Annotated in this window: 12 protein-coding genes; 5 read left to right on the top strand and 7 right to left on the bottom strand. The window is 57.1% G+C overall.

All coding sequences use genetic code 11. The features are described from left to right. Positions 1 to 23 precede the first annotated feature (23 nt). Positions 24 to 776 (bottom strand): DeoR/GlpR family DNA-binding transcription regulator, encoded by a 753-nt coding sequence (locus BLM14_RS29040; protein ID WP_100003525.1) that lies wholly within the window; start codon positions 774 to 776, stop codon positions 24 to 26. A 90-nt stretch (positions 777 to 866) separates the two neighbouring features. On the opposite strand from BLM14_RS29040, the gene BLM14_RS29035 reads away from it, so the two are divergent. From BLM14_RS29035 to BLM14_RS29025, 3 genes are all read left to right on the top strand, one after another. Beyond that, positions 867 to 1,232 carry a DUF4406 domain-containing protein gene (locus tag BLM14_RS29035; protein ID WP_100003524.1) on the top strand — a complete coding sequence of 122 codons (366 nt, stop codon included), beginning with the start codon at positions 867 to 869 and terminating at the stop codon, positions 1,230 to 1,232. A 123-nt stretch (positions 1,233 to 1,355) separates the two neighbouring features. Continuing rightward, a complete protein-coding gene (locus tag BLM14_RS29030; protein ID WP_100003523.1) occupies positions 1,356 to 2,024 on the top strand; it encodes a GntR family transcriptional regulator in 669 nt (222 codons plus the stop codon). Positions 2,025 to 2,173: 149 nt separating this feature from the next. After that, a complete protein-coding gene (locus BLM14_RS29025; protein ID WP_100003522.1) occupies positions 2,174 to 3,115 on the top strand; it encodes a DUF930 domain-containing protein in 942 nt (313 codons plus the stop codon). A gap of 68 nt (positions 3,116 to 3,183) precedes the next feature. Here BLM14_RS29025 and BLM14_RS29020 read toward each other — a convergent pair whose 3' ends face one another. Next, positions 3,184 to 4,302 carry a Fic family protein gene (locus tag BLM14_RS29020; RefSeq protein ID WP_100003521.1) on the bottom strand — a complete coding sequence of 373 codons (1,119 nt, stop codon included), beginning with the start codon at positions 4,300 to 4,302 and terminating at the stop codon, positions 3,184 to 3,186. Positions 4,303 to 4,477: 175 nt separating this feature from the next. On the opposite strand from BLM14_RS29020, the gene BLM14_RS29015 reads away from it, so the two are divergent. Together BLM14_RS29015 and BLM14_RS29010 are read left to right on the top strand one after the other, a co-directional pair. Beyond that, positions 4,478 to 5,041, top strand: a complete 564-nt coding sequence (locus BLM14_RS29015; protein WP_100003520.1) for a methylated-DNA--[protein]-cysteine S-methyltransferase — start codon at positions 4,478 to 4,480, stop codon at positions 5,039 to 5,041. Positions 5,042 to 5,190: 149 nt separating this feature from the next. Next, entirely contained in the window at positions 5,191 to 6,714 is a 1,524-nt protein-coding gene (locus BLM14_RS29010) for an FAD-dependent oxidoreductase (protein ID WP_100003519.1), read from the top strand. Here the strand turns inward: BLM14_RS29010 and BLM14_RS29005 are convergent. The 5 genes from BLM14_RS29005 to BLM14_RS28985 are packed head-to-tail and all read right to left on the bottom strand — an operon-like array spanning position 6,704 to position 11,700. Beyond that, positions 6,704 to 8,293, bottom strand: coding sequence for a GMC family oxidoreductase (locus BLM14_RS29005; RefSeq protein WP_100003518.1), 1,590 nt, complete (start codon positions 8,291 to 8,293; stop codon positions 6,704 to 6,706). The genes BLM14_RS29010 and BLM14_RS29005 overlap by 11 nt on opposite strands. 4 nt (positions 8,294 to 8,297) lie before the next feature. Beyond that, complete coding sequence (locus BLM14_RS29000) at positions 8,298 to 9,281, bottom strand: branched-chain amino acid ABC transporter permease (RefSeq protein WP_100003517.1); 984 nt, start codon at positions 9,279 to 9,281, stop codon at positions 8,298 to 8,300. Between the two features lies 1 nt (position 9,282). Next, positions 9,283 to 10,170, bottom strand: coding sequence for a branched-chain amino acid ABC transporter permease (locus BLM14_RS28995; protein WP_100003516.1), 888 nt, complete (start codon positions 10,168 to 10,170; stop codon positions 9,283 to 9,285). A gap of 5 nt (positions 10,171 to 10,175) precedes the next feature. Then, positions 10,176 to 10,886: an ABC transporter ATP-binding protein gene (locus tag BLM14_RS28990; RefSeq protein WP_100003515.1), complete on the bottom strand. Its 711-nt coding sequence runs from the start codon at positions 10,884 to 10,886 to the stop codon at positions 10,176 to 10,178. Then, complete coding sequence (locus BLM14_RS28985; RefSeq protein WP_237143745.1) at positions 10,879 to 11,700, bottom strand: ABC transporter ATP-binding protein; 822 nt, start codon at positions 11,698 to 11,700, stop codon at positions 10,879 to 10,881. The genes BLM14_RS28990 and BLM14_RS28985 overlap by 8 nt, the downstream gene beginning before the upstream one ends. Position 11,701 lies beyond the last annotated feature (1 nt).

Here is an 11,701-nt window from a genome sequence, read left to right as displayed (position 1 = left end):
TTCCGATAAACAGTTACGTCGATTCAAGCGGGTAGGATTTCAACTCCCAATTCGCGATAAGCAGCTAATGGTTCAGGCATCATGTCCCCGTCCACAACGACACCGGCGAGGCTCTCAACACCCGTGATCCTAAAGGGAGAAGCAGCGCCGAATTTTTCTGGGGTAGAAAGCACATATGTCTCGGCTGCCTGCTGCACGATGGCCTGTTTGATCGCTGCTTCTTCGTAATTGCCGGTTGAAAGACCATAGACTGGATGGATGGCTGTGACACCAAGGAAGAAAATATCCAACCGGATCTGATTGATGGCGGAGAGGGTTGACGCGCCAACCGCCACCATGGAATGCTTATAGAGCTTGCCACCAATCAGAATGACCTCTGCCTCATGATGCTCGAGCTCGCTGGCGATCGTCGGGCTGTGCGTGACCACTGTGATGCGCATTTCGCGAGGCAGCGCTCGCGCGAGATGCGTATTTGTCGTTCCGCCATCGAGAAAAATGGTTTGTCCATTCGATACGAGGCTTGCCGCTTTGTGGCCAAGACGCTGTTTCATATCTCCCGAGATTTCCTGACGTGCGGCGAAGTCCGGTAGTGGCGGCGTCAGTGGCATCGCTCCGCCGTGAACGCGTTTAAGCAGTCCCTCAGCCGCCATTTCCCTTAGATCACGCCGGATAGTGTCTTCGGAAAGATTCAGTTCGTCCGCCAGAAGCTTGGCGACGAGCTGTCCGTCGCGATTTAATCGAGCCGAGATAAGGGCTCGCCTTTGGATGGTTAGCATCAGATTCTCCTTGACTCTTCACGAAGTTACATGAATTTTAGATAAATTCCAGAAAATTCAGGAATAATCGTGTATAATGGAGAAAAATTCATGCTCATTCTCATTGCAGGCCCGTATCGTTCTGGTACCGGCGACGATGTGTTGAAGATGCAGGAAAATTTGAAGCGGCTCGAGCATCCGTCTTATGCGCTCTTTAAAGCTGGGCATTTGCCGATGATCGGCGAGTGGGTAGCACTCCCTGTGTGGGGCGCGGCCGGGGGACGCAAAGTTGGCGATGATCTCTATGAAGAGATTTTTCACCCGGTTGCCGGCAGGCTTTTGCAGCTCTGTGATGCCGTGCTGCGGCTTCCAGGTGCGTCAAAAGGTGCAGACAATGACGTCCGTATTGCCGAGGAACGCGGTATTCCGGTTTACTACCGATTGGAAGATGTGCCCGGTTGTTCGGAATACCCGTAACCCGAATGGACAGCCTCTGCTCCGGTCGGGTGATATCGTTTCTTATACGAGCCCCACAGCGTTAGATGCGGAAAAGATTTGTGCGGGCTCGACAGGCCTTCGCAAGCAAAATATCTATAAAACATGACCGCAACGAATGAAGATACAATCGCCAACCGCATCAGCCGTATCCTTGCCGACAGGATCGTAACCGGCCAGTTGGAACCGGGGGCGAAACTGCGGCAGGATCACATTGCTGAGGAATTCGGCGCGAGCCATGTGCCGGTTCGGGAAGCCTTCCGCAAACTGGAGGCGCAGGGACTGGCGGTCAGCGAACCCCGCCGGGGTGTACGGGTTGCTTCCTTCGATCTGAAGGAGGTGCGGGAAGTGGCGCTGATGCGCGCTGAGCTCGAGGGACTTGCGCTTCGGCAGGCGGCTCCGCATTTGACATCGTCAATTCTCGAACAGGCCGAAGAGGCAACCGTTGCCGGGGACAATTCCCGCGATGTGCGCTCCTGGGAGGAGGCAAACCGGCGGTTTCACCGGTTGATCCTCGTTCCATGTGCAATGCCGCGCTTGTTGGCCGCGATTGATGATCTTCATTCTGTGAGCGCACGGTTTTTGTTTTCCGCCTGGCGGTCCGATTGGGAAGTGCGGACCGATCATGATCATCGGGCGATCCTGGGTTTTTTGCGGCAGGGCAATATCGACAATGCCGTTGCCGTGCTTGAGCGGCATGTTCAGTGGATCGGGCAAAAGCCAGTCAAAAGCTCCACAGGTTCGACGCGAGATGCATTTGCCATCGTCGGTTAGCGGAGAAGCGGAACTGCGGCACCAATGGCCATGAGGCTCCAATCAAAATGCGCTCATCAGTCATGCTAGGGCTGCAGTTTGTTCGCTTACTTGTTGAGAGCCGCTCAGGCGCCTAAGTTGCGCATATGCGGTCCATTATCGTTTGAGCAATGCAACAGTCTGCCAACAAGTTGTGGGAAGGAATCGGATGGGGCGCGGTGGCGTCAGTTGCCTTGCATCTATCGGTGGCGGTTTTGCTGCTGGTTCACCTGCGTTTTGAGCCTTCGCCACCACCCAAAGAGCAGGATGTCAAGGTTGAGCTTGTTTCGCCGCCGTCGCCCAAGCCCGAAGAAAAGCCGCAGACAGAGCCCGCCAAGAACCATGCGAAACCGCTGCGCCCGCTGGCGTTCGAGTCGGCCGCCGCGCAGACTGAACAGAAAACAACTGAACCAACATTGCCTGCGGCGGGCCAGAGCGAGACGCAAGGCGATTTGCCTGCCTCCGAGAATGCCTCATCAGCAGAATCAAAAACAGAGATCACTACGCGTGAAGTGCTGCCTAAAACCAAGCCAGCACCTGCAGAAGTTAATGCCGCTACTGAACCCAGGGAGGCGAAAGAGCCGCCGACCCAACAAACGTCGGACAACATCCGAAGCGTACCAGCCCCCAAACAAAAGAATGATGAGACAAGTCAGACTTCGAAACCGTCGGAAACCAAGCCCAAACAGCGCAGTAACCAACAGGTTGACGCACGAGATATCTTTTCACCAAAGGGATTATTTGATCCCAGGATCATGCAGACAATCGGCAAACTACCACGAAAAGGGCGTATCCGGCAGCTTTGCTATACCGAGGCACTGGACCAGATTCGGCGACAAGCTCTCGGTTCCTATGCCGACATTCTTGTGCCCTATGGACCCGCTGGCGGAGTCATTACAAATGACGTCCTGATTGCCAAGGGTGGAGCCTTCCGCAGCAGAACGAACTGGTACAATGTCGAATTCAAGTGCCAAGTCGATGCTGATACAACGAAAGTGATTTCCTTCAGTTTTGCCATTGGAGGCGCGGTTCCAAAAAGCCAATGGAATGCACGCCAGCTGCCGATGGACTAGCCACGGTCGGGTGCCTGAAGCGATCGTAATCGAAATTGCTCCACTTGGGCTTCCGGAACGAACGCTACTCATCCGGGGTTAGTGTTCTCGGAAATCTTCAAATGATACCGCGTGTGCCGAAGCTCGCCAGTGCGGTCCAACGCGCCTTTTGCAACAAGATCCTGCAGGTCTCTCGTCGTGGTCGCGCGCGATGCTTTTGTGATGCTGATATAATTCTCTGCGCTAAGGCCTCCCTTGAAGCCATCAATGCCTTCCCGGAACAAGCGGGCAATCACCTTATCCTGGCGCGGATTCAGTTGGCCGCGCAGCTGATCATATATTCGGGCTTTAGCAATATAGAATTCCACGCGTCTAAGCGTGTTACGCTGTGCTTCAAGGATAGTTTCGCCGAAATAGATCAGCCAGTCCGTGACCTCGTTGTCCTTATTGCTCCGTTCCAGCATCTCGTAATAGGCCCTGCGGCCGCGTTCGATCGTGTAGGCCAGCGCGATCAAGCTCGGCTGGCCGAGGTTTTGCGCAAGAGACTTTTCCGCCAGAGCGCGGCCGATACGGCCATTGCCGTCCTCAAAGGGATGAATGCTCTCGAAATAAAGGTGCACGATTCCGGCGCGCGTCAGTGCAGGCAACGTTCTCATTGCGCCCGGCGCCGTATCGTTGAACCATCCGATAAATGCATTCATTTCGTGCGGCACCTGTTCTGACGGGGGGGCTTCAAAGTGAATTTTCGGATTACCAAGAGTGCCCGAAACGACCTGCATAGGGTCAGCGTGTTCACGATAAGTGCCGATTTGGATACCGCGCTGCCCAGCCATGACCATCTTATGCCAGGCTGACAGCGTTTGATGCGTGAGTGGAGCGGCGAAGCTTTGATAGAGATCGACCATCATCTCGGCGATTCCCCGCTCTGCCGGAGACACGCGCTTTGTGTCTGTATCCATGCCGAACTGGCCCCGCAACGATGATTGCAGACTGTCACGATCGAGGATTTCGCCTTCGATCTCTGATGTTTTTAATGCCTCGTCGCTGATTAGCTCAATTTTGAGCATCTCCCGGTCGTCGAGGCTGACATGGCGGAACGCGCCGATGAACTCGCCCGCACGCAGCAGGAATCGCCTTTCCAAGGGCTCCATTGCCGCGGTATCGTAGGTGAAATCCGGCCAGTCTGCCTGCTGCCAATTCCAACGCATGAGTTATAGAGATCCCTTCTATAACTCAATATGGAATAGATCGTGAGTTATAGCAAGGGCTTCCATGCCTCATGAAGATGCAGTGACACCGGTTGCCTGCATATGCAGGAATCGGGTTGAACTTCGGCTCCTATTGCACGATTTTCATGGCAGATCGAAACGCGAGGGCCATACGATGGGCCAGACAGTGCATTATTATCTTATCTTCGAAACGGCGGGCGGTTTCTGCGGTATCGCCTGGAACAATATTGGCATTACGCGCTTCCAGTTGCCGACAAGAAGTGCTGATGCGACGGAGCGCAATTTATTGCGCCGGTTGCCTGGTGCTGAACCAGGGACACCCGCACCGGAGGTGGTCGAAGCAGTCGCCGCCGCAAGGCGTTATTTTGCGGGTGAGGAAATCGATTTTTCCGGCTTTACGCTGGACATCGGCGAGCAGGAGCCATTCTTCGAGCGAATCTATGCCGCGACGCGGCGGCTTGGCTGGGGCCACACGACAACCTATGGTGCGATGGCCAAGGAACTCGGCGCCGGACCGGAAGCCGCGCGCGATGTCGGCCAGGCGATGGCCAGGAATCCGGTGCCGCTGATTATTCCCTGCCATCGGGTATTGGCAGCTGGGGGCAAAGTTGGTGGTTTTTCTGCGCCAGGCGGTTCCGTCGCTAAGGCCCGCATGCTCGAACTGGAAGGCGTCCATATCGGGCCAGTGCAACCGGCACAGCAGTCGTTCGGGTTCTAAGCTTTGCGGTCCTTTGCAGGACAGGCCGGTTATTATTGCCGCTTTTCTCCCAGTGTGGCGGGTCGTATTATGGTCGGGCGATAGGGGACCTCTAGTCTTCTGTTGCTCGCTTCAAGCCTGCAATCTGTTCGCTATCGAGGGAGATGAAAATGACTGAAGATCAGTCCTCCAGCGGCCCCGATCTGACAAGGGGCATTCCGGTCACCGCCCTTAATGGAGGCAAGTGCCTCGGTCATGTCGGCAAACAGGACGTTCTCCTGCTGCAGGTTGCGGATGAGATATTCGCGATCGATGCTCGCTGCAGCCATTATCACGGTCCGCTCATTGATGGGCTGGTGGTAGGAAACACCGTTCGCTGTCCCTGGCACCATGCCTGCTTCGATCTGCGCAGCGGGGAAGCCATCCGGGCACCTGCGATCAGCCCTTTGTCATGCTGGCGCGTCGAGAAGCGCGACGGGCATATCTTCGTTGAGAACAAACGCGATGAACCAAGAGAGATACCGCCAGTATCGCGATCGGCCGCGCCTGAGAGGATCGTCATCATCGGTGGCGGCGCGGCGGGGTTCGCTGCGGCGGAAATGCTTCGACGCCACGATTTCCAGGGCAGTATTGTCATGCTGAGCGCGGACACTGCCGGACCGGTCGACCGGCCGAACCTTTCGAAGGATTATCTGGCCGGCAGCGCGCCGGAAGAATGGATGCCGCTGCGCTCGGACAAGTACTACAGCAAGAAGAATATCGACCTCCGCCTTCGGACAGAGGTCGTCTCGATAGATGTCACGGGGCGACATGCCGTCACTGCGGGGGGAGACAAGATCGCCTATGATCGGCTCCTGTTGGCAACCGGCGCAGAACCGGTACGTCTGACTATACCCGGGGGAGATCAGCCGATCGTCCATACGCTGCGCAGCCTCGATGATTGCCGCGCCATCATTGCCGCCGCACAGGCCGGTCGACGGGCTGTCGTGATCGGGGCCAGCTTCATCGGGCTCGAAGTCGCTGCCGCCCTGCGCGCACGCGACGTCAAGGTTCGTGTCGTTGCTCCCGGCAAATACCCAATGGAGCGCATTCTTGGACCGGAGATGGGTGATTTCGTTCGAGTGCTCCATGAAGAGCATGGTGTCATTTTTCATCTCGAAGATACGGTCGTTGCAATTGAAGGCTCGAAAGTTCAGCTGAAGAGCGGCGCCGTGCATGAGGCCGATTTCGTCGTTGCCGGCATCGGGGTGCGACCGCGCCTTGCTCTTGCCGAGCAGGCTGGCCTCGCTATCGACGATGGTATCGTAGTCAACGCCTATCTCGAAACAAGTGTGCCGGGAATCTATGCCGCAGGTGATATCGCGCGCTGGCCAGACCCGCATTCCGGTCGGAACATTCGCGTCGAGCATTGGGTGGTCGCGGAACGCCAAGGGCAGGTCGCTGCACTCAATATGCTTGGGCGGCAGGAAAAGTTCGAGGCCGTACCATTCTTCTGGAGCCAGCACTATGACGTCCCGATCAATTATGTCGGGCGCGCCGAGAAGTGGGATGAGGTTGTCATCGACGGAAATATCAAGGGGAAGGACTGCACGGTGCAATACAAAGCAGACGGACGGGTTCTCGCCACGGCCTCCATTTATCGGGATCTGCAAAGCCTGGAGGCGGAGCTGCGGATGGAGCGCGCTACCCTCTAGCGATCATTTCAGCGGCCTTCTCAGCGATCATGATTGTCGGCGAATTGGTGTTGCCGGAGGTGATCGACGGCATGATTGAGGCGTCAGCCACGCGCAGACCCTGAATGCCGCGCACGCGCAATTGCGGGTCAACGACAGATTCCGGATCGGCGCCCATGCGGCAGGTGCCGACAGGATGGAAGATGGTCGTGCCGATCGCACCGGCGGCCTCGATCAGCTCTTCTTCGGTCTGATAGCCGGGACCCGGTTTGAATTCTTCGGGCTTGAAGCGCTGCAACGGTTTTTGCGCAACGATGTTGCGTGTGATGCGGATGGAATCCGCCGCCACGTGACGATCGTTCGCGGTGGTCAGGTAGTTTGGCTGGATTGCTGGTCCCGTGCGGTGATCTGGTGATTTGACATGCACTGTCCCGCGGCTGTCTGGCCGCAGATTGCAGACACTTGCAGTGAATGCCGGGAAGGAATGAACGCTCTCGCCAAACTTCTCCAGCGACAGCGGCTGCACGTGATACTGCAGGTTGGCTGTGTCGAAAGATGGGTCGGAACGGGTGAACACACCGAGTTGGCTCGGTGCCATGGACATAGGACCGGACTGGTTGACGAGATATTCGAGCGCAATCGAGGCCTTGCCGAGAAGCCGGTTGGCCTTCTCGTTGAGGGTCGGAATGCCGGTGACCTTGTAGGCACAGCGCAGTTGCAGGTGATCCTGCAGGTTCTCGCCAACGCTGCGCCGTTCAAGCACCGGTTCGATGCCTGCGGCCTGCAAGACATCGCCGCGTCCGATGCCCGAGAGTTCGAGAATATGCGGCGAACCGATGGCACCCGCCGCAAGGACGACTTCGCGCCGGCACTGGACCGAACGGATCGTCCCGGCCTGTTCAAGCTCGACACCCCTGACAGCCAGCCCATCGAGGATCAGCTTGCGCACATGTGCACCGGTTTCGACGGTCAGATTGGGCCGTTTGCGAGCGGGGCGAAGAAAGGCTTTTGCCGTATTCCAGCGAATGCCCCGCTTCTGGTTCACCTTGAAATAGGATGAGCCCTCATTGTCGCCGCGATTGAAATCGTCGGTACGCGGAATACCGGCGGCTTCGGCCGCATCACGAAAGGCATCGAGAATGTCCCAATGCAGACGTGCTTCCTCGACACGCCATTCACCACCCGAGCCGTGGAAGCTGTCGGCGCCAAGATAATAGTCTTCCGATTTCTTGAAATAGGGCAGGACATCGTCCCAGCCCCAGCCGGTACAACCGGCTTGACGCCATAGATCATAGTCGCGTGCCTGGCCGCGCATATAGATCATGCCGTTGATTGACGAGCAGCCGCCCAGCACCTTGCCGCGCGGATAGCTCAACGTGCGCCCGTTCAAGCCTGGTTCCGCCTCGGTGGAAAAACACCAGTCGGTGCGGGGGTTGGAAATGCAATAGAGATAGCCGACCGGAATATGGATCCAGTGATAATTGTCCTTGCCGCCGGCCTCGAGCAGCAGAACGGAGACATCCCTGTTTTCAGAAAGACGGTTGGCGAGCGCACAGCCCGCCGTGCCTGCTCCGACGATGATGTAGTCGTATGCGGTCATTTGGTCAGTTCTCGGGTTTGCCTTCGAGCTTCTTGCCAAGGCGCGAGGCATAGAGCTCGCCAATAATGCCGCGGCGGAAAACAAGCACGCAAACCATGAAGATGACACCGGTAATGACTGTCACCGGGAATTCGGAGGTAGCGAGATAATTTTCCAGCGCAGCAACGAGCGCGGCTCCGAAGATCGGGCCGACCAGGGTTCCTATGCCGCCCAACAAAGTCATCAGCACCACCTCACCGGACATCTGCCAGCTGACATCGGTCAGCGTGGCGAACTGGAAGACGATTGCCTTCAATCCGCCTGCCAGCCCGGTGAGCGCAGCGGACATGACAAAGGCGGCGAGCTTGTAGCGGGCGACCGAATAGCCGAGCGAGATGGCACGGGGTTCGTTCTCCCGCACGGATTTGAGGATCATGCCGAAGGGCGAATTGATGATGCGCCAGATGATGAATATGCCGATGAGGAAGACGGCTAGGACGAAGAAATACATGTTGAGCGGCTGTTCGAGATCAATAAAGCCGAACAGATGGCCGCGCGGGATGCCTTGGATGCCGTCTTCTCCGTGGGTGAAGGAAGCCTGCAGGCAGAAAAAGGCAAACATCTGCGCCAATGCGAGCGTGATCATCGTCGAATAAATGCCCTGCCGGCGTATGGCGAAAAAGCCGATGATAAGGCCGAGGACCGTCGCCCCGGCCACACCGACGAGAATGCCGAGTTCCGGTGAAAAGCCCCATTCCTTGACCGCGTGGGCAGTGAAATAGGCCGCCCCGCCAAAGAAGGCCGCATGGCCGAAAGAAAGAATACCCGTATAGCCGAGGAGAAGATTGAATGCACAGGCAAAGAGCCCGAAACAGAGCACCTTCATCAGGAAGACCGGGTAGAAGTAAAACGGCGCGAGCACCAGCAGGGCAATGCCGACGAGGATAAGCGCCATTTCAAGGCTCAGAAAGCGTTCCTTGGGAGCCGAAGCGACGGTGACCTGTGTCATATCACGTATCCTTTCCGAACAAGCCTGCCGGGCGGACGAGAAGCACGATCGCCATGATGACGAAGACGACGATACTGGATGCCTCCGGATAGAACACCTTGGTCAGTCCCTCGAAAATGCCAAGCATGTAGCCGGTAATAATGGCGCCAAGAATGGACCCCATGCCGCCGACAACGACGACGGCAAAAACGACGATGATCATGTTCGAACCCATCAGCGGACTGACCTGGTAGATCGGCGCTGCCATTATCCCTGCGAGGCCCGCAAGGCCGGCGCCAAGACCGTAAGTGAAGGTAAGCAAGAGTGGGACATTGATTCCGAAGGCCCGCACCAGCGTCGGGTTTTCGGTCGCAGCCCGCAGGTAGGAACCGAGCCGGGTTTTCTCGATCAGCAGCCATGTGCCGAGGCAGACGACAAGCGAGGCGAAAATTACCCACGCTCGGTATTTCGGCAGGAACATGAAGCCGAGATTGTAACCGCCCGCCAAGGCGCTGGGCACAGCATAAGGCTGCCCCGCTGATCCGTAATAATAACGGAATGTGCCTTCGATCACGAGGGCAAGCCCGAAGGTGAAAAGCAGGCCGTAGAGGTGGTCGAGGTTATAAAGGCGCGACAGGGCAACCCGTTCAATGAAGGCACCCGCAAGACCCACAACCAATGGGGCAATGATGAGTGCTGGCCAGTAACCTATGCCGAGTTCCGCCAGCAACAGATAACCGACGAATGCACCGAGCATATATTGGGCACCGTGCGCGAAATTGATGACGCGCAGAAGACCGAAAATAATGGCAAGGCCGAGGCTGAGCATTGCATAGAATGAGCCATTGATCAGGCCGATCAGTAATTGTCCGAGAAAAGCTTGGAGGGGAACGCCGAAGATCATGGTCATGGTCCTCAGACTCCCAATGCTTCGTTGAGCATGGTCATGCGGTCGGGCAGCTCCTTGACATGAAAATTGTCGATGATCCTGCCATGGTCGACCACATAGAAGCGATCGGCAACCTTGCTGGCGAACCGGAAATTCTGTTCAACGAGCAGGATTGTCATGCCGCGCTGCTTCAGCGTCACCAGTACCTCGCCGATACGCTGGACGATGACTGGAGCGAGTCCTTCTGTCGGTTCATCGAGAAGCAGGAGCTTGACGCCCGTACGCAGGATGCGGGCAATTGCCAGCATCTGCTGTTCGCCGCCGGAAAGCTTCGTCCCGGGGCTGTTGCGACGTTCCTTGAGGTTGGGAAACAGGTCGTAGATCTCGGCGATCGACATGCCGCCCTTGGCGACGATGGGCGGAAGATTGAGGTTTTCATCGACCGAGAGGGTGGCGAAGATGCCGCGTTCTTCTGGCACAAAACCGATACCGGCATGGGCGGTGCGATGCAGCGGCACGCGCATCATGTCCTTGCCGTGGAAATTTATGGTGCCGGTGCGTTTGCGGATGATCCCCATGATGGAGCGCAGTGTTGTCGTCTTGCCGACACCATTGCGGCCAAGCAGGGTGACCGTTTCGCCTTGATGAATATCGAGATTGACGCCGTGCAATGCATGGCCTTCGCCATACCAGGCGTGGAGATCTCGCACGGAGAGGAGGGGCTGCATCTCACTCATGTTCGGTCCCCATATAGGCGACGCGCACGCGTTCATCCTGGCTGACCGTTCGGTAGTCGCCTGAGGTGAGTATTTCGCCGCGCTGGAGAACGGTCACCTTATCGCAGAGATCGGCGACCACTTTCAGATTGTGTTCAACCATCAGAATGGCGCGGTCCCTTGCTACTTCACGAATGATATCGGAGACGATGTGCACGTCCTCATGACCCATGCCGGCCATCGGCTCATCGAGAAGCAGCACTTTAGGGTCGAGCGCGAGAGTGGTCGCAATCTCCAGCACACGCTTGCGGCCATAGGAAAGGTCCGCGGCGAGGTTGTTGCGCGCATCCTGCAGCCCTACGGCCTCGATCAGTTCCATTGCTCGTTCATTCAGCCGGTTCAGCGCCCGCATGGGCAGCCAGAATTGGGTGGACAGGCCGCCGGGGCGCTGCAGGGCGACGCGGACATTGTCGAGGACGGTCAGATGCGGAAACACTGCAGATATCTGGAAGGAGCGCACGAGACCCATACGCGCCACCTTGGCCGGATCAGTTTTCGTGATGTCGTGGCCGAGCAGGGTGATCGTTCCGCTCGATGGTTGCAAAAACTTGGTGAGGAGGTTGAAAACCGTGGTTTTGCCAGCGCCGTTCGGGCCAATCAGCGCATGCACCTTGGCATGCTGCACATCGAGATCGACATTGTTGACAGCAATGAAACCACCAAAGTCACGGCGCAGCCCGCGGGCTGACAGGACTACCTGCGATTCTTGATCTTCGGCAGCGCCGGGGGAGGATTGTCCTCCCCCGAACGCCGCATTGGTCAGTGAAGCGGTCATG

The sequence above is a fragment of the Phyllobacterium zundukense genome (genome assembly GCF_002764115.1).
Taxonomy (GTDB): domain Bacteria; phylum Pseudomonadota; class Alphaproteobacteria; order Rhizobiales; family Rhizobiaceae; genus Phyllobacterium; species Phyllobacterium zundukense.
This window is presented reverse-complemented; position numbering and strand designations above follow the sequence as displayed.

Excerpts from the sequence above, each read along its gene's own strand:
- BLM14_RS29015 (WP_100003520.1), top strand. The coding sequence starts at position 4,478 with ATGGGCCAGACAGTGCATTATTATCTTATCTTCGAAACGGCGGGCGGT.
- BLM14_RS28990 (WP_100003515.1), bottom strand. The coding sequence starts at position 10,886 with ATGAGTGAGATGCAGCCCCTCCTCTCCGTGCGAGATCTCCACGCCTGG.
- BLM14_RS29035 (WP_100003524.1), top strand. The coding sequence starts at position 867 with ATGCTCATTCTCATTGCAGGCCCGTATCGTTCTGGTACCGGCGACGAT.
- BLM14_RS28985 (WP_237143745.1), bottom strand. The coding sequence starts at position 11,700 with ATGACCGCTTCACTGACCAATGCGGCGTTCGGGGGAGGACAATCCTCC.
- BLM14_RS29000 (WP_100003517.1), bottom strand. The coding sequence starts at position 9,281 with ATGACACAGGTCACCGTCGCTTCGGCTCCCAAGGAACGCTTTCTGAGC.
- BLM14_RS29005 (WP_100003518.1), bottom strand. The coding sequence starts at position 8,293 with ATGACCGCATACGACTACATCATCGTCGGAGCAGGCACGGCGGGCTGT.
- BLM14_RS29010 (WP_100003519.1), top strand. The coding sequence starts at position 5,191 with ATGACTGAAGATCAGTCCTCCAGCGGCCCCGATCTGACAAGGGGCATT.
- BLM14_RS29025 (WP_100003522.1), top strand. The coding sequence starts at position 2,174 with ATGCAACAGTCTGCCAACAAGTTGTGGGAAGGAATCGGATGGGGCGCG.
- BLM14_RS29040 (WP_100003525.1), bottom strand. The coding sequence starts at position 776 with ATGCTAACCATCCAAAGGCGAGCCCTTATCTCGGCTCGATTAAATCGC.
- BLM14_RS28995 (WP_100003516.1), bottom strand. The coding sequence starts at position 10,170 with ATGACCATGATCTTCGGCGTTCCCCTCCAAGCTTTTCTCGGACAATTA.
- BLM14_RS29020 (WP_100003521.1), bottom strand. The coding sequence starts at position 4,302 with ATGCGTTGGAATTGGCAGCAGGCAGACTGGCCGGATTTCACCTACGAT.
- BLM14_RS29030 (WP_100003523.1), top strand. The coding sequence starts at position 1,356 with ATGACCGCAACGAATGAAGATACAATCGCCAACCGCATCAGCCGTATC.